The sequence below is a fragment of the Pseudomonas sp. P7758 genome (genome assembly GCF_013386485.1).
GTDB lineage: Bacteria > Pseudomonadota > Gammaproteobacteria > Pseudomonadales > Pseudomonadaceae > Aquipseudomonas.
The window spans coordinates 18901-35624 of the sequence record NZ_JACARS010000016.1; the positions used below are offsets into that span (position 1 = coordinate 18901).

Consider the following 16724-nt stretch of genomic DNA (forward strand, 5'->3'; position numbering starts at 1 on the left):
CATCAACCCAGGGAGCGCTTCTCGGTCAGTCTTTTTTCAGCTTCGGATTAGGGAAGAACTGCACCGCTTGCACCTTGGGGTCCGGTGCTTTCAACGCCGACGTATTGACCCGCGTACCCAATTCCTTGGGCACTGACAGACCTTGTTCATTCAGCGTGTCGGAATAGCCGCAAGCCACGCATTCGCGGTGCGGAACATCGTCCTCGCTCCACATCATCAACTTGTCCGGCTCGCTGCACGCCGGGCAGACTGCCCCGGCGATAAAGCGTTTTTTGGTTTTCACAGGTGCTTCACTCATGCTGCCGCGTCCTCACTCAGGCCGCTGTGGCGCAAGAGTGCGTCAATCGACGGCGCCCGTCCGCGGAAATCGACGAACAGCACCATCGGTGCCTGGGAACCGCCACGGGCCAGGATCGCCTCGCGGAACGCTCGGCCAGTCTCGGCATTGAGTACGCCATCTTCTTCGAACTTGGAAAAGGCATCGGCCGACAGCACTTCCGCCCACTTGTAGCTGTAGTAACCCGCGGCGTAACCGCCAGCGAAGATATGCGCGAAGCTGTTGGGGAAGCGGTTGTAGGCGGGCGGACGCATCACCGACACCTCATCACGCACACCTTCCAGCACCTGCAGCACGCTGCGGCCATCGCCGTGGGTAGCGTGCAGCTCGAAGTCGAACAGCGAGAACTCCAACTGGCGAACCATCATCAGGCCGGACTGGAAGTTCTTCGCCGCGAGCATTTTTTCCAGCAGGTCCTGAGGCAGCGGCTCACCGGTTTCATAGTGACCGGAAATCAGCGCCAGGCCTTCCGGCTCCCAGCACCAGTTTTCCATGAACTGGCTCGGCAACTCCACCGCATCCCAGGCCACGCCGTTGATGCCGGACACGCCGGCGTGCTCGACACGGGTCAGCAGGTGGTGCAGGCCGTGGCCGAATTCGTGGAACAGCGTGGTCACTTCATTGTGGGTCAGCAGGGCAGGCTTGCCGCTGTCGGCCGGGGTGAAGTTGCACACCAGGTTGGCCACCGGGCTTTGCAGCACGCCATCAACCGTGCGGCGACGGTCTCGGGCGCCGTCCATCCAGGCACCCCCACGCTTATTGGCGCGGGCATACAGGTCGAAAAAGAAGCGGCCGACGTGCTGGCCGTTTTCCTTGATTTCGAACAGGCGAACATCCGGGTGCCAGGTGTCGAAGCCTTTCTGCTCGGCGATCTCGATGCCATACAGGCGTTGCACGATGGCGAACAGGCCGCTGAGTACCTTGTCGATCGGGAAGTAGGCGCGCAGGGCTTCCTGGGAAACGCTGTAACGCTGCTCACGCAGTTTTTCGCCGTAGAAACCGCTGTCCCAGCTTTGCAGGTCCGCGCAGCCTTGTTCGGCGGCATAGGCCTTGAGCTGTTGCAGGTCCTGGGTGGCAAACGGCTTGCTGCGCTTGGCCAGGTCACGCAGGAAGCTCAGCACCTGGTCGCTGGACTCGGCCATTTTGGTGGCCAGGCTCAGCTCGGAGAACGAGGCGAAGCCCAGCAGTTGCGCCAGCTCCTGACGCAGGTCGAGGATCTGTTCCATGACCGGGCCGTTATCGTTCTGACCGGCATTCGGGCCTTGGTCCGACGCGCGGGTGCAGTAGGCTGCGTAGATTTCTTCACGCAGGGCGCGGTCGTGGGCGTAGGTCATCACCGCGTAGTAGCTTGGGAATTCCAGGGTGATCAGCCAGCCGTCGAGGCCCTTGGCCTGGGCAGCCGCAGCCATTTGCGCCTTGGAGGAATCGGTCAGGCCGGCGAGGGTTGCTTCGTCAGTGACGTGCTTGGTCCAGGCCTGGGTGGCATCGAGCAATTGGTTGGAGAACTTGCTGCCCAGTTCGGAGAGCTTGCTCTGCACTTCGGCATAACGCTTTTGCTGTTCAGGCGGCAAATCGATACCCGACAGACGGAAGTCCCGCAGGGAGTGTTCCAGGATGGTTTTTTGCGCCACGTCGAAGCCGGCGGCTTCCGGGCTGTTGGCCAGGGCGTCGAAGGCCTGGAACAACTCGCGGTTCTGGCCCATCTCGGTGGAGTAGGCGCTCAGTGCCGGCAGGCACGCCTCGTAGGCTTCCCGCAGTTCGGCGCTGTTGCACACGGCATTCAGGTGGCTGACCGGGCTCCAGGCGGCACCCAGGCGGTCATTGAGTTCGTCCATGGCCAGGACCAGCCCGGCCCAGGTCGGATTTTTACCCTGGCTTTGCAGGATGCCTTCGATGGCGACGCGGTTGTCGGCGAGGATCTGTTCAATGGCCGGCTGCACGTGCTCGGCACGGATCGCCGAGAACGGCGGCAGGTCGTAGGACTGCAGAAGAGGGTTGTTCGCGCTCACGGTTGGCACCTTGGCTGAAGAAACATGTAAGAACAAAGATGGGGCCATCTTAATTACAATCAACGCCCACCGCAGCTATCAGCAGAAGAGAGAGAGCCTATCGTGACCCTTCGCACCTACCAGAATCACACGCCGGCCCTGGCCGCCGGGGCTTTCGTCGATGCATCGGCGGTGGTGATCGGCGACGTCGAAATCGGCACCGACAGCTCGGTATGGCCGCTGACGGTGATCCGCGGCGACATGCACCGCATCCGCATCGGTGCGCGCACCAGCGTGCAGGACGGCTGCGTGCTGCACATTACCCACGCAGGCCCCTTCAATCCTGATGGTTTCCCGCTGCTGATCGGCGACGATGTGACCATTGCCCACAAGGTCATGCTGCATGGCTGCACGGTAGGCAGCCGGATCCTGATCGGCATGGGCAGCATTGTGATGGACGGCGCCGTGGTGGAAGACGAGGTGATCATCGGCGCCGGCAGCCTGGTGCCGCCGGGCAAGAAACTTGAGAGCGGTTTTTTGTATGTTGGCAGCCCGGTTAAACAAATCCGCCCGCTGACTGACAAGGAACGGGCATTTTTCACCTACAGCGCCGCGAACTACGTAAAGCTCAAAGACCTGCACCTGGCCGAAGGTTTCGACCAATGACAAGGACACCCATGCATTACCAGACCGTTTTGTTCGACCTCGATGGCACCCTCACCGACCCGCGCGAAGGCATCACCCGCTCGATCCAGTACGCCCTCGCCAAACTGGGGATCGATGAGCCGGACCTGACCAAACTCGAGCACTTTATCGGCCCGCCGCTGCTGCAAGCGTTCATGCAGTTTTATGGCTTCGACGAAGCCAAGGCCTGGGAGGCGGTGAATTTCTACCGCGAGCGCTTCAAGGTCACCGGCCTGTACGAAAACCGCGTGTTCGACGGCGTGATGCCGCTGCTTGAGGAATTGAATGGCCAGGGCCGCCAGCTGTATGTAGCCACGTCCAAGCCTTGGGTATTTGCCCGGGAAATCGCCCGGCATTTTGATTTCGCCAAGCACTTCAAGGTGATCTACGGCAGCGAGCTGGACGGCACGCGCACCAACAAGGTCGAGTTGATCGCCCACCTGATGGCGCAAGAAAGCCTGGACCCGGCCAGCACCTTGATGATTGGCGACCGCAAGCACGACCTGATCGGGGCCCGCAGCAATGGGCTGGATTCGGCGGCGGTGGGTTATGGGTTTGGCAGCCGTGAAGAGCTGAGTGCCGAGGCGCCGACCTGGCATTTCGAAACGGTGGCCGAGATGCATCAGGCGTTTTTGCAACGGCCTTGAATGCGCTATCGCAGGCAAGCCAGCTCCCACATTTGATCACGGTCGGCCAAGACAACTCAGTCAAATGTGGGAGCCGGGCTTGCCCGCGATGAGGCCCTACCGGCCAACCACTTGCCCGGATCCCTCCAACGCCCTCAGGGCCGCCTTGCGCTGATCCACCGGCAACCCGCCCAGCTTCTCCACCGCCGCAAAGAACTTCGGCCAATCCCCGCCTTCCTGCCGGAACAACGCGACGAACGCCGGCACCCACTGGTCATACAGCCCAAACGGCAGCAACCTTGCGTTGTTCATCGGCAGGTTGACCCAGGCGTCATAACGCTTGTCGCCACCCCACTGGCTATCGCGCATGTGCCGGTAGTCACTGCGCAGGCGCTCGAATTCAGCGGCCTTGGCCTGGCGCATGGCATTTGCCGTCAGCGGCTGCGCATACAACTGCTCCAGGCGTTTGCGGGTATCGAGCACCAGCCGGGTGAACTGGTCGCGCTGTTTCAACGCTGACTCGCTGGCAGGCGGCAAGCCTTGGGCGGCGCGCCATTGCCGGGTACCTTCCTGCTCGACGAAGGTGGCGTACGACTCGTTGAACTCGGTGTCGTCCTTCACATAAAACCGCTGGTGCGCCAGCTCATGAAAAATCAGCGTGGCCAGGCGCTCGTCCCCCCAGCTCATCATCGAACTCATGATCGGGTCGTTGAACCAGCCGAGGGTGGAATAGGCCTCCACGCCGCCAATCGACACATCCATCCCTTGCTGCTTCAACAAAGCCGCCTGGCCGCGTGCGGCGCCCTGGTTGTAGTAGCCGCGATAGGCCACGCAACCGGCAATCGGGAAGCAGTGGGTTTGCGGGGACAGGGAAAATTCAGGCGTGGCGAACACGTTCCAGACCACGTAAGGACGGCCGATATCGGCATACAGCCGGTAACTCTGGTTATCCGGCAGGTGCAGGTGTTCGCTGGCGAAGGTGCGGGCTTTCTGCGATTGCGCCAAGTGCTCGCGCAGCACCTGTGGCCGGGACGGGTCGGCGACGACCGCGGAGACCGGCTCCCGGGCACGCAGCAATTGCCATTGGCCGTCTGCCAGTTGGCTGTAATAACTGACGCTGGAACAGCCACTGAGCAACAGCAGCATCAAGCCGGGAAGCAAACGCCTGACCATTAAAACCTCTCGCCGGTAACCATCCCGCCAGACTATCTCGCCTGTGGGGAATTTTTCCATGGCGTGGCGTGTTTATACTCATAGGGAGCGTGCTGCCGAACGCAGCCGTTCAAAAAACCATTCCTACAGTTGAGTGCTTAACATGCGTCAGCTACTGCTTCCCGTCGCCGCGATTTTTCTCAGTGCCTGTGCGTCGACGCCACTACCGCCGGTTGATCCACTCCAAGCCTGGGTCGACTTCGCTACCCCGACACCCGGCGCCAAGCTGGTAATGGCGCAACGCCTGGACGGGAAAAACCTGAACGACGGGCGCTTCTTCCAGGTGCCGCCTGGCAGCCATGAGCTGATGGTACGTTTTGATTTCGAGGTGCCTACCGGCGGCAGTTTCGGCGGGTTTGGCCAAACCACTGACCGTACCTGCTTCATGACCCTGCAATACGACCGTTTCGAGGCGGGCCAGCGCTATCGCCTGGAAGGGCGCTCACTGGGCTACAACCCGAATATCCGGCTGTACAACAAAGCGGGTCAATTGCTGGCCGAAGAACGTAGCGTCAACTGCATCTGATCAGTCGTTGTTCTTCTGGTAGACGATGGCTTTGGTGCCATTCTCACAGCTGCCGACAACCATGGCGCTGTCGTGCTTGTCAGCTTCTTCCTTGGTGACGATTTCGAGGGTGTAGGACGGAACGGCATTCGCCTGGATTTTGACCTCGATCTCCTTCCTGAGCTCTTCACAATCTTTTGGCGCCGCCAGCGCCGACGTGGCCAGTGCACAGCAGATAACCGCCAAGGCAATACGTTTCATGTGTGAAGCTCCCTGAATGCACGCGCACGGGTGTGCGCTGAGTCTGCAATCGGCTATTCGACCACATTTGCACCTGCAGGGGCGAGCAAGCTCACCCCTGCAAGGGGGTTGCATCAACTAACCAGCGTGCCATCCAGGGTAATGGTTGCATTCAGTACCTTGGACACGGGGCATCCTTCCTTGGCCTTTTTGCTCAGCTCATCGAACTGCGCCTGGCTGGCGCCCGGGATCTTTGCCTTGAGGGTCAGGTGCACGGCAGTAATCGCAAAGCCACCGTCCACTTGGTCCAGGGTCACTTCGGCCTGGGTGTCGATGCTGTCGGCCTTGAGCCCGGCATCGCCGAGAATCATGGAAAACGCCATGGAGAAACAACCGGCATGGGCTGCGCCGATCAGTTCTTCAGGGTTGGTGCCCTTGCCACCTTCGAAACGGGCCTTGAAGCCGTAAGGCGCTTCACGCAGAACGCCGGTTTCGGTGGAAATGGAACCCAGGCCAGTCTTCAGGTCGCCTTCCCAATGCGCGGATGCTTTTTTAACAATACTCATAGCGGTCTCCTCGAACGGTGGTTTTGCGTCAGTAAGGGTTCTGAGGATAGACGCCACGGCAAAGTTCATCTTGTCGGAGAAACCTAGCGATTAAGTAGGAAATTTCACCATCGCTATTGAATCTCGGGTATATGCCCTCATTGCATAGGACATGCACATGAAGCGGCAGGTTTTGGTTCGTCTAAGAAGCCTGCGCCCCCATTGGAGAAGCAGGCTTATGAAATCGCTGTCCGACGTAAAGTTCTCGACCCTCGACCTCGTGCCCGTGCGTGCCAACGGCAGCCCGGCGCAGTCGCTGCGCAATTCCCTGGACCTGGCCCAGCACGTGGAAAAATTCGGCTACAACCGTTTCTGGGTCGCCGAACACCACAATATGGACGGCATCGCCAGCTCGGCGACCTCGGTATTGCTGGGTTACCTGGCCGGCGGCACCTCGACGATCCGTGTCGGTTCCGGTGGCGTGATGCTGCCCAACCACGCGCCGTTGGTGATCGCCGAGCAGTTCGGCACCCTGGAAAGCCTGTACCCGGGCCGCATCGACCTGGGCCTTGGCCGCGCACCAGGCTCCGACCAGATGACCGCCCGCGCGCTGCGCCGTGAACGCTCCGGCAGCGCCGATGATTTCCCGGAAGACGTGGCTGAACTGATGGCCTACCTCGGCCCGCGCACTCCGGACCAGCGCGTGATCGCTGTACCCGGCACGGGCACCAATGTGCCTGTGTGGCTGCTGGGCTCAAGCCTGTTCAGTGCACAACTGGCGGGCGAGCGCGGTTTGCCTTACGCCTTTGCCTCGCATTTCGCACCGCGCCTGATGCATGAAGCGATTCGCGTCTATCGCAACCACTTCAAGCCTTCGGCCGTGCTGGACAAGCCCTACGTGATGCTCGGTATCCCGCTGGTAGCTGCCGACACCGATGAGCAGGCCGACTACCTGGCCACCTCGGTGTACCAGCGAATTCTCGCGCTGATGCGTGGGCAAAGCCTGGTGCAGCGCCCGCCGGTCAAGACCATGGACGGCCTGTGGCTGCCCCATGAGAAAGACGCCGTGGGCAGTTTCCTCGGCCTGGCCATGGTGGGCAGCCCGCAGAAGATCCGCGCCAAGCTGGAGGTGCTGGTGGAGCAGACCGGCGCTGATGAGCTGATCTTTACCTGTGACCTGTACGAACATGCCGACCGGATTCATTCCTACGAGCTGCTGGCGCAGATCATGAAGGGCTAAATCCAGGAGTGAGGCGGGACGCAGAGCATCCCAGGCTTCATTCCCACGCGGAGCGAGGGATCGCAGGCATAAAAAAACCGACGCACTTGCGTCGGTTTTTTACGTCTGCAACACGGGATCACCCGCGCTTGTAGGCGATTTCCTTGGTACCGGCTTCACAGCTGCCGACAACCGTGTGGTCACTAGGTGCAGCACCTTTGTCCACGATTTCCAGGGAGTAGCCCGAAGCGCCTTTCGCGTCGATTTTCGCCGCGATCTCGCTTTTCAGCTCTTCACAAGGCTTGCCCGCCGCCAGGGCTGTGCCCGCAATGCTCAACAAACCTACCGCCAACAAAAAGTTCTTCATCCGTCACTTCCTTGGGTTGATCGAAAGGAAGCACGTCGCCGCTCGTCACGTCGACGTGCCTAAAGGTTGTAGCGGAGTTTATGGCAATCGGCCAGCGCGCAAGTTCAACCGGCTCAATCAACTACTGGCAATTCGGAACCCCACCTTGAGGGTGACCTGGAAATGCGCAGCCTTGCCGTCCTTGATGTGGCCACGGGTTTCGGTCACTTCAAACCACTCCAAGTGCTTGATGCTCTTGCTGGCTTCAGCCAGGGCATTGTTGATGGCCTCCTCGATGCTGGTCGCGGAAGAGCCCACCAGTTCGACTTTCTTGTAGGTGTGATGATCACTCATAAGTTTTTCTCCTGGGGTCGTTAATCAAGACTAGCAGTGAATTCTCGTACTGCTTCTGGCGGCTATTGCGATGTGAAAGTTCAGATTTACTGCACTTTCTGAAACCGCCGCAGTCGGAAACAACACACGCCACTCAATCACTCCAGGAGAGCCCACATGGCCAACACCTCTTTACGCAAAGCGTCATTGGAAAGCATGGAAGCCGAGATTTCGAGCCTGCTCAAATCTTTGGAAAGCCTCAAGGACGATGCGTCTGACGAGTCGCGCAAAACCCTGAAGGCCCTGAAAAGCAATGCCGAGAACGCCCTCAAGCATTCCCGCCACCTGATCAGCGATGCCTACGAAGAAAGCAAAGTCAAAATCCGCGAAACCGGTGTTGCAACACGGGACTACGCGCAAGAGCATCCATGGACTACCGCCGGTGTCGCCGTCGGCGCGCTGGGTCTGCTGGCGGCTTACTTGCTGTGCAAACGCGGCGACTAAACGTCCTGGCGCGCAAGCTCAGCCTTGAGCCATTGCGCCAGTTGCCCGGCGCGCCCATCTGCGGCGCGCTTGGGTAGCCACAACGCCAGTTGCGCCGGGGTTTCACTGAAACCCCACGGCGCAACCAGGCGGCCCGCTCGCAGGTCCTCTGCCACCAGCGGCTCAGGCGCAATTGCTACCCCCAGCCCGGCCACCGCCGCCTCCAGCAAATAATACAAATGCTCAAACCCCTGACCGTACTTCAACGCGCCAGCGTCGATCCCATGGTGCTGCGCCCAGCTGGGCCAGGCTTGCGGGCGTGAGGTAGTGTGCAACAGGGCCTCACTCAGCAGCGCCTCGGGAGGCGCCTGGCGCAATCGCTCGTAATGGGCAAAACGCGGGCTCATGACCGGGCCGATGCGTTCGCTGGCCAATTCATACACCTGCATATCCGCCGGCCATGGAGGTTCGGCGAACACCAGCAGCGCGTCCAGGCCGGGGCGACGCGGGTCAAGATCGCCTTCACCCGCCGACAGATGCAGGCGCAAATCCGGCAACTCGGCGTTCAGGCGCCCCAGACGCGGAATAAACCAGCGCGCCAGCAGGCTACCGGAGCAGCCGAGCACAAACGGCGCATCGGCACTGCTTTGCGTGAGCTCGGCGCAGGTGTCCCTCAGTCGCTCGAAGGCCTCGAAACTCGCATCTCGCAGGCGAATGCCGGAATCTGTGAGTTTGAGGCCGCGCCCGTCCTTGGCGAACAGGCTTACACCAAGGTGTTCTTCCAACACCTTGAGCTGCCGACTGACCGCACCATGGGTCACGTGCAGTTGCTCAGCGGCCTGGCTAACGCTGTTCAGGCGCGCAGTCGCCTCAAAAGCGCGCAAGGCATTCAGCGGTGGGAGGTCTCGGCTCATCTGTGAGTTTTCCTGACAGGTTGTGGCGATCTTATCGGTTTTCACGTGGAAGCGTCAGGGGTAGAGTGACCGTCATTGCCTCTTACACATTTTCTACCTGGAGCGTCCCATGACTCAGACCCAGACCGATTTACGCAACGGCCCGGATGCCAATGGCCTGTTTGGTTCGTTCGGCGGCCGCTACGTGGCGGAAACCCTGATGCCGTTGATCCTTGATCTGGCCCGCGAATACGAAGCGGCCAAGATCGATCCGGCCTTCAACGAAGAACTGGCCTACTTCCAGCGCGACTACGTCGGACGCCCAAGCCCGCTGTACTTCGCCGAGCGCCTGACCGAGTTCTGCGGTGGCGCCAAGATCTACCTTAAACGCGAAGAGCTGAACCACACCGGCGCCCACAAGATCAACAACTGCATCGGCCAGATCCTGCTGGCGCGGCGCATGGGTAAAAAACGCATCATCGCCGAGACCGGCGCCGGCATGCACGGTGTGGCCACTGCCACCGTCGCCGCGCGTTTCGGCCTGCAATGCGTCATCTACATGGGCACCACCGACATCGAGCGCCAGCAGGCCAACGTATTTCGCATGAAGCTGCTGGGCGCTGAAGTGATCCCGGTAGTCGCCGGTACCGGCACCCTGAAAGACGCGATGAACGAAGCGCTGCGTGACTGGGTCACCAACGTCGACAGCACCTTCTACCTGATCGGCACCGTGGCCGGCCCGCACCCGTACCCGGCGATGGTTCGCGACTTCCAGGCCGTGATCGGCAAGGAAACCCGTACCCAGCTGCAGGCCCAGGAAGGCCGTCTGCCCGACAGCCTGGTGGCGTGCATCGGCGGCGGCTCCAACGCCATGGGCCTGTTCCACCCGTTCCTGGATGACACCAGCGTCGAGATCATCGGCGTTGAAGCGGCCGGCTACGGCATCGAGACCGGCAAACACGCGGCCAGCCTCAACGGCGGCGTACCGGGTGTGCTCCACGGCAACCGTACCTTCCTGTTGCAGGACGACGATGGCCAGATCATCGACGCCCACTCGATCTCAGCGGGCCTCGACTACCCGGGCATCGGCCCTGAACACGCCTGGCTGCATGACATCGGCCGCGTCCAGTACACCTCGGTGACCGACGACGAAGCCCTCGACGCCTTTCACAAATGCTGCCGCCTGGAAGGGATTATTCCTGCACTGGAAAGCGCCCACGCCTTGGCCGAAGTGTTCAAACGCGCACCGACCCTGCCGAAAGATCACCTGATGGTGGTCAACCTGTCCGGCCGTGGCGACAAAGACATGCAAACCGTGATGCACCACATGGAACAGTCCAAGCAGGAGAAACACTAAATGAGCCGCCTGCAAACACGTTTTGCGCAACTGAAAGAACAAAACCGCGCCGCCCTGGTGACCTTCGTCACCGCTGGCGACCCGGGGTATGACACCTCGCTGGCGATCCTCAAAGGGTTGCCGGCGGCCGGCGCCGATGTGATCGAGTTGGGCATGCCCTTCACCGACCCGATGGCCGACGGCCCAGCGATTCAACTGGCCAACATCCGCGCGCTGACCGCCAAGCAGAACCTCACGAAAACCCTGCAAATGGTTCGCGAGTTCCGCGAGGGCAACAGCGACACGCCGCTGGTGCTGATGGGCTACTTCAACCCGATCCACATGTACGGCGTGCCACGCTTCATCAGCGATGCGAAAGAAGCCGGCGTCGACGGTCTGATCGTGGTCGACATGCCGCCGGAACATAACGGCGAGCTGTGCGACCCGGCCCAGGCTGCCGGTATCGACTTTATCCGCCTGACCACGCCGACCACCGACGACGTGCGCCTGCCGACCGTGCTCAACGGCAGCTCAGGGTTTGTGTACTACGTGTCGGTGGCCGGTGTGACCGGCGCAGGCGCCGCGACCCTGGAACACGTCGAAGAAGCCGTGACCCGTCTGCGTCGGCATACCGACCTGCCGATCAGCATCGGTTTCGGCATCCGCACCCCGGAGCAGGCCGCTGCAATCGCCCGCCTGGCAGACGGTGTGGTGGTGGGGTCGGCACTGATCGACCACATCGCCAACGCCAGCAATGATCAACAGGCCATCGACGGTGTATTGACCCTGTGCTCTGCGCTGTCGGAAGGTGTACGCAACGCCCGTAAGTAAGCGGCTCGTAAGCGGTAGGTAAAGTTCCTGATACAGAGGAATCATGCTGGCAAATCAGTACCTAAGCTAACAAGACCAAGGGATTTCGAACGTGGTTCGAGATCCCTTTTTTGTTCGTGCAGTACTGAGGAAACAGCCCCATGAAAATTCCCAAACGTTTGATTGCAGGTGTAGGCGTGCTGGTGCTTGGCGCCAGCGCCCTGGTCCAAGCTGCGCCCTATGATCAGGGTGGCGGACCTGACCGTGGTGGCCCACAGGGCCAGCACGATCAACGTGGCGATGACCATCGCGGGCCGCAGGACAACCACCGTGGCGGGCCTCCTCAGGACTTTGGTCCTGTGAGACAGGTCATCCGCGACAACCATGGCGACTTCCGCCGTGGCGCGCCGCCGCCTCCCGGCATCCACCTGGTGCGCGGCCAGCGCCTGCCGCCAAACTACTATGGTGAGCGTCTGGACCCACGGGCGCTGGGCCATCTGCCGCAATACCCTGGTTATGAATGGCGCCGTTCGGGTGGGGACATCGTATTGATCGCCGTTGGCACCAGCATCGTCTATCAGATTCTGGATGGCGCGCTGTACTAGAGCCGCACTGCTTTTGTGGTGAGGGAGCTTGCTGTGGCTAGGGAGTTGGTGTGGCTGGGGAGCTGGTGTGGCAGGGGAACTGGTGTGGCGAGGGAGCTTGCTCCCGCTGGGCTGCGTAGCGGCCCCAAAATTCTGGGAGCGCTGCGCACTCCAGCGGGAGCAAGCTCCCTCGCCACACCAGCTCCCTCGCCACCGCAAGCCCCCTCGCCGCAGCAGTCGCCTAAATCTCGATACGCTCGACCTTGCCGACCAGCAAGATGTAGGACAACGCACCCAACAACGCCAGCACCGCAATGTACGTAATCGCCGGTGCAAACGAATCCCCTGTCGCCAGAAAGCCAATCACGATCGGCGTGGTAATCGCTGACAGATTGCCGATGAAGTTGAACACCCCTCCGGTCAGCCCCAGCAGCCTTGCCGGCGCCAGGGTCGACACCAGCGACCAGGTGATCGACGCCAGGCCATTGCCGAAAAACGCCACCGCCAGAAACGCAATCACCCACGCCGTGGAATCAACAAAGTTGGCGCCGATGATCGCCGTGGAAATCAACAGCCCGCCAATGATCGGCAACTTGCGCGCAAACCCCACGGACGCTCCCCGGCGAATCAGCCAATCGGAAAACAGCCCCGAACACAGCACCCCGACAAACGCCGCCAGAAACGGCAGCGACGCCAGCAGGCCGGACTTGATGAAGTCCATGCCGCGATATTTCACCAGGTAGGTCGGAAACCACGTCAGGAAAAACCACAACGTGGAATTCAGGCAGAACTGCCCCAGGTAGATCCCCCACAGTTTGCGCTTGCTCAACACGATGCCGAGGTCGACCCAGCTGAACGGCGCCTTGGCCGCCTGCGCCTGGATGTCCACCAACCCGCCGCCTTCGCGGATCAGCTCGATTTCCGCCGCATTCGCGCCTTTGAAATCCCGTGGCTCGCGGTACACCGCGTACCAGATCAACGCCCACACAATGCCCACGCCGCCGGTGGCGACAAACACCATGTGCCAGCCAAAGGTGTGTTGCAGCCAGGCCAACACCGGCGTGAGAAACGCCAGCCCGACAAATTGCCCGGAGGTATAAACGCCGATCGCCGTGGCCCGTTCACGCTCGGGGAACCAGGTGGTGACCACGCGGCTGTTGATCGGGTAGGCCGGGGCCTCCAGGGCGCCCACCGCCATGCGCAATACGAACAGCGCGATGAAGCTGGCGGCGAAACCGAGCATCACCGTGGCCACCGACCACAGCAGCAGGGCGACGCTGTAGAGAATGCGCGGCGGCACCCGGTCCACCAGCCAGCCGCCGGGAATCTGCATGGCCGCGTAGGTCCAGCCGAACGCGGAGAAGATCAGCCCGACATGCACCGGGTCGATCCCCAGCTCGCTGGTCAGGGCCGGAGCGGCAATCGACAGGTTGCTGCGGTCCAGGTAGTTGATCACCACGGTGATGAACAGCAGCACCATGATGAAGAAACGCTTTCGGCTGGGCGTGACTAAAGAAGCCTGCCCGGTGAAGGACTCGGATTGCATGGGGGTTGCCTCTTCTTATGGTTATTGAGGACAGGTCTTACTGACGAAACCGAATCAAATGTGGGAGCGGGCTTGCTCGCGAAAGCGGTCTACCAGCAGCGGAGGTGTTGACTGACACTCCGCCTTCGCGAGCAAGCCCGCTCCCACATTGATTGGGTTTTCATCTCAAATTCGCGGTGTTTACCACTCCGCGAAGCTGCCGTCGGCATGCCGCCAGATCGGATTGCGCCAGCGATGCCCGATGGCCGCGCGTTCGATCACGTATTCCTCGTTGATCTCGATGCCCAGGCCTGGCCCGTTGGGGATTTTCACAAAGCCCTGGTCGTAGTCAAAAACACCCGGATCGCGCACGTAATCCAGCAGGTCATTGCTCTCGTTGTAGTGAATGCCCAGGCTCTGTTCCTGGATGAACGCGTTGTAGCAAACCGCATCCAGCTGCAGGCACGCTGCCAGGGCAATCGGGCCGAGCGGGCAGTGCAGGGCAAGGGCCACGTCGTAGGCTTCGGCCATGTTGGCAATCTTGCGGGTTTCGGTGATACCACCGGCGTGGGAAGCATCCGGCTGGATGATGTCGACGTAGCCTTCGCTGAGCACGCGCTTGAAGTCCCAGCGCGAGAACAGGCGCTCGCCGAGGGCAATCGGGGTGCTGGTGAGCGGCGCCAGCTCTTTCAGCGCTTCGTAGTTTTCGCTGAGCACCGGTTCTTCGATAAACATCAGTTTGTAGGGGTCGAGTTCCTTCATCAGCACCTTGGCCATGGGTTTGTGCACCCGGCCATGGAAGTCGACGCCGATGCCGACGTTCGGACCGACCGCATCCCGCACGGCGGCGACGTTGGCCAGGGCCTGGTCGACTTTTTCGAAGCTGTCGAGAAATTGCAGCTCTTCGGTGCCGTTCATTTTCACCGCGGTAAAACCACGGGCCACGGCTTCCTTGGCGGCGCGGGCAGTGTCGGCCGGGCGGTCGCCTCCGATCCACGAATACACGCGGATCTTGTCGCGCACCTGGCCACCCAGCAAGTCGCTGACCGACACGCCGAGGGCCTTGCCCTTGATGTCCCACAGCGCCTGGTCGATACCGGCGAGAGCGCTCATATGGATCGCGCCGCCACGGTAGAAACCGCCGCGATAGAGCACGGTCCAGATGTCTTCGATATTGCGTGGGTCCTTGCCGATCAAGTAGTCGGACAATTCCTCGACCGCGGCAGCCACGGTATGGGCGCGGCCCTCGACAACGGGCTCGCCCCAACCAGTCACGCCCTGGTCGGTTTCAACCTTGAGGAAGCACCAGCGCGGCGGGACGATGAAGGTGGTCAGTTTGGTGATTTTCATCTTCTTATCTCTCTTGTAGATGGAGAACGCTGATCAGCCCAAGGCATGCCAGGCGGCGACGTAGGCCTGGGCGTTGCTCGCCACTTGGGCGACGCTCATGCCCGGCTTGAATAACCCGGAGCCCAGGCCGAAGCCCTTGACGCCCGCGTCGAAAAATACCTGCATGTTGTCCGGGGTGATGCCGCCCACCGGCAGCAGCACGGTGCCGGCGGGCAGTACCGCGAGCCAGGCCTTGACCACCGCCGGGCCCATTTGCTCGGCCGGGAACAGCTTCAGCACGTCGGCGCCTTCGGCCAGCGCGGCAAACGCTTCGGTGGGCGTGGCCACACCCGGCGACAGATACAGGCCCGCGGCCTTGGCGGCCCGCAGCACCTTGGCATCGCTATGGGGCATGACGATCACCTGGCCGCCGGCGGCTTTGACTTGATCGACCTGTTCCGGGGTCAGCACGGTGCCGGCGCCGATCAGGCAATCGGCGGGGAGGCCGTCCCGCAGGATGCGGATGCTGGAATAAGGATCCGGCGAGTTCAGCGGCACTTCGATCACCCTGAAGCCCGCCGTGTACAACACCTCGCCGATCGCCAGCGCCTCCTCCGGTCGCAGGCCGCGCAGGATCGCGATCAAACCGTTGTGTGTCAGTGCTTGCTTGAGCATGTCGGGCCTCTCGTCAGGTTGCAGGCAGCAGCCCCGCCGCCATGGCCAGCTGCCAAAGGCCACGCTCGGTAGCCTCCTGCGCCAGGGTCACGTGGGGGAAGCCACAGAGTTGGAGTGCACGCTGGTAGCGGGTGCAGAGTTGGGGTGTGCCGACCAGGACGATGTCGCGCTGCTGGCTGGGCTTGCGAGTGCGCAGGCCGGTCAGTTCGTGGCCGATCAACAGCCCGGACAGATAGTCCGGTTGCTCGTCAGGCGCCAGCTCGCCGGTCAATCCCAGGGAGCGTGCGCTGAACAAGTTCGACAACAGCCCCGTTTGGCCGTCTGCCGACAGCGCAACCTGAACACCGCGATCAAAAGCGACCACCTGAAACTGTTCGGAAGGGCGCTGGGTGCGCCCCAGAATGCTGTGTTGACTGAGCACGGCGAACAACTCGCCGGTCATGAAAGTATCGAAGTGAGTGATGCAGCCTTCCACCACCTCCACCCACTTGGAATGGCTGCCCGGCAGGCCGATCAATACGTCGCGCCCGGTATGGGCAGCCAGGCTTTGCAGCACGCCGAGCACCTGGGTTTCTTCACCGCGCATCACATTGGGCAACGCGCCGCGTTGAATCACGCCGGGCACGATGTGCACCGCTGCGCCCCGCAGGCTGCGCACCACATGCAGCGCCTGGCCGAGGGTAGAAACGTCGGCTGGGGTGTCGCGGTAAGCCGCTTCGCTCCAGCCCTGGGCGCTGCCGACCATGCCGCAAGCGATAACGGGAAGGTCGGGCTGGGTGTCGAGCCAGTCACCGCAGGCTGCGTCGAATGCCAGCTCGAACCCGTTGCTGCAGCGAACACCGGCTATTTCCCGGGCTTCAGTGGGCAGGTGCATGATCCCCGACGCCAAGGTGCGCCGTTCGATCACGACGCCTGCCGGGCCGAGCTTGTAAGCACGAAGGGAACTGGTTCCCCAATCGAGCGCGATCAATTGCGCCTGCATCGCTTCACCTGAGTGTTCTGAGCGGATGAGGCGAATATAAACCCAAGACCGGCAAAGTCTCAATATATAAAT

Annotated in this window: 20 protein-coding genes; 8 read left to right on the forward strand and 12 right to left on the reverse strand. The window is 61.5% G+C overall.

Features of this window, described 5'->3' with window-relative positions; genetic code table 11:
• Positions 1–25: 25 nt before the first annotated feature.
• Positions 26–298, reverse strand: coding sequence for a YheV family putative zinc ribbon protein (locus tag HX873_RS03940; protein WP_003214872.1), 273 nt, complete (start codon positions 296–298; stop codon positions 26–28).
• Positions 295–2346, reverse strand: coding sequence for an oligopeptidase A (gene prlC, locus HX873_RS03945; protein ID WP_003214874.1), 2052 nt, complete (start codon positions 2344–2346; stop codon positions 295–297). The genes HX873_RS03940 and prlC overlap by 4 nt, the downstream gene beginning before the upstream one ends.
• A gap of 102 nt (positions 2347–2448) precedes the next feature.
• Between prlC and HX873_RS03950 the strand changes: the two genes are divergently transcribed.
• Together HX873_RS03950 and HX873_RS03955 are read left to right on the forward strand one after the other, a co-directional pair.
• Positions 2449–2991, forward strand: coding sequence for a gamma carbonic anhydrase family protein (locus HX873_RS03950; RefSeq protein ID WP_003214876.1), 543 nt, complete (start codon positions 2449–2451; stop codon positions 2989–2991).
• Positions 2992–3002: 11 nt separating this feature from the next.
• The gene (locus HX873_RS03955; protein ID WP_177122403.1) at positions 3003–3656 is read left to right on the forward strand and encodes an HAD family hydrolase; all 654 of its coding nucleotides are present in this window, start codon (positions 3003–3005) and stop codon (positions 3654–3656) included.
• Between the two features lie 96 nt (positions 3657–3752).
• On the opposite strand, the gene HX873_RS03960 is transcribed toward HX873_RS03955, so the two are convergent.
• Positions 3753–4808, reverse strand: coding sequence for an aminopeptidase (locus tag HX873_RS03960; protein WP_177122404.1), 1056 nt, complete (start codon positions 4806–4808; stop codon positions 3753–3755).
• A gap of 142 nt (positions 4809–4950) precedes the next feature.
• On the opposite strand from HX873_RS03960, the gene HX873_RS03965 reads away from it, so the two are divergent.
• Positions 4951–5373 (forward strand): hypothetical protein, encoded by a 423-nt coding sequence (locus HX873_RS03965; RefSeq protein ID WP_177020348.1) that lies wholly within the window; start codon positions 4951–4953, stop codon positions 5371–5373.
• On the opposite strand, the gene HX873_RS03970 is transcribed toward HX873_RS03965, so the two are convergent.
• Positions 5374–5613: a DUF1161 domain-containing protein gene (locus HX873_RS03970; RefSeq protein ID WP_003214887.1), complete on the reverse strand. Its 240-nt coding sequence runs from the start codon at positions 5611–5613 to the stop codon at positions 5374–5376.
• A gap of 113 nt (positions 5614–5726) precedes the next feature.
• Positions 5727–6158, reverse strand: coding sequence for an OsmC family protein (locus HX873_RS03975; RefSeq protein ID WP_008439587.1), 432 nt, complete (start codon positions 6156–6158; stop codon positions 5727–5729).
• A gap of 217 nt (positions 6159–6375) precedes the next feature.
• Here HX873_RS03975 and HX873_RS03980 point away from each other — a divergent pair, with 217 nt between their 5' ends.
• Positions 6376–7377: an LLM class flavin-dependent oxidoreductase gene (locus HX873_RS03980; RefSeq protein ID WP_008439586.1), complete on the forward strand. Its 1002-nt coding sequence runs from the start codon at positions 6376–6378 to the stop codon at positions 7375–7377.
• 118 nt (positions 7378–7495) lie between these two features.
• On the opposite strand, the gene HX873_RS03985 is transcribed toward HX873_RS03980, so the two are convergent.
• Positions 7496–7723 carry a DUF1161 domain-containing protein gene (locus tag HX873_RS03985; RefSeq protein ID WP_003214893.1) on the reverse strand — a complete coding sequence of 76 codons (228 nt, stop codon included), beginning with the start codon at positions 7721–7723 and terminating at the stop codon, positions 7496–7498.
• Positions 7724–7840: 117 nt separating this feature from the next.
• Positions 7841–8056, reverse strand: coding sequence for a dodecin (locus HX873_RS03990; protein ID WP_008439585.1), 216 nt, complete (start codon positions 8054–8056; stop codon positions 7841–7843).
• A gap of 156 nt (positions 8057–8212) precedes the next feature.
• Between HX873_RS03990 and HX873_RS03995 the strand changes: the two genes are divergently transcribed.
• Positions 8213–8539 (forward strand): YqjD family protein, encoded by a 327-nt coding sequence (locus HX873_RS03995; RefSeq protein WP_003170746.1) that lies wholly within the window; start codon positions 8213–8215, stop codon positions 8537–8539.
• Here HX873_RS03995 and HX873_RS04000 read toward each other — a convergent pair.
• Positions 8536–9432 (reverse strand): LysR family transcriptional regulator, encoded by an 897-nt coding sequence (locus HX873_RS04000; protein WP_177035386.1) that lies wholly within the window; start codon positions 9430–9432, stop codon positions 8536–8538. The genes HX873_RS03995 and HX873_RS04000 overlap by 4 nt on opposite strands.
• A 109-nt stretch (positions 9433–9541) precedes the next feature.
• On the opposite strand from HX873_RS04000, the gene trpB reads away from it, so the two are divergent.
• The 3 genes from trpB to HX873_RS04015 all read left to right on the forward strand — a co-directional run bounded on the left by trpB (position 9542) and on the right by HX873_RS04015 (position 12162).
• Positions 9542–10768 (forward strand): tryptophan synthase subunit beta, encoded by a 1227-nt coding sequence (gene trpB / locus HX873_RS04005; protein ID WP_003214899.1) that lies wholly within the window; start codon positions 9542–9544, stop codon positions 10766–10768.
• Positions 10769–11578, forward strand: a complete 810-nt coding sequence (trpA, locus tag HX873_RS04010; RefSeq protein WP_008439583.1) for a tryptophan synthase subunit alpha — start codon at positions 10769–10771, stop codon at positions 11576–11578. It begins immediately after the preceding gene.
• Positions 11579–11718: 140 nt separating this feature from the next.
• Positions 11719–12162 (forward strand): anti-virulence regulator CigR family protein, encoded by a 444-nt coding sequence (locus HX873_RS04015; RefSeq protein ID WP_003214903.1) that lies wholly within the window; start codon positions 11719–11721, stop codon positions 12160–12162.
• Positions 12163–12382: 220 nt separating this feature from the next.
• Here the strand turns inward: HX873_RS04015 and HX873_RS04020 are convergent, their stop codons facing one another.
• From HX873_RS04020 to HX873_RS04035, 4 genes are all read right to left on the reverse strand, one after another.
• Complete coding sequence (locus HX873_RS04020; RefSeq protein WP_003213647.1) at positions 12383–13687, reverse strand: MFS transporter; 1305 nt, start codon at positions 13685–13687, stop codon at positions 12383–12385.
• Between the two features lie 180 nt (positions 13688–13867).
• Entirely contained in the window at positions 13868–15016 is a 1149-nt protein-coding gene (gene dgoD, locus HX873_RS04025; protein ID WP_003213645.1) for a galactonate dehydratase, read from the reverse strand.
• A 33-nt stretch (positions 15017–15049) separates the two neighbouring features.
• Positions 15050–15670 carry a 2-dehydro-3-deoxy-6-phosphogalactonate aldolase gene (locus tag HX873_RS04030; protein ID WP_177050661.1) on the reverse strand — a complete coding sequence of 207 codons (621 nt, stop codon included), beginning with the start codon at positions 15668–15670 and terminating at the stop codon, positions 15050–15052.
• Positions 15671–15683: 13 nt separating this feature from the next.
• Positions 15684–16652: a 2-dehydro-3-deoxygalactonokinase gene (locus HX873_RS04035; protein WP_102604431.1), complete on the reverse strand. Its 969-nt coding sequence runs from the start codon at positions 16650–16652 to the stop codon at positions 15684–15686.
• Positions 16653–16724 lie beyond the last annotated feature (72 nt).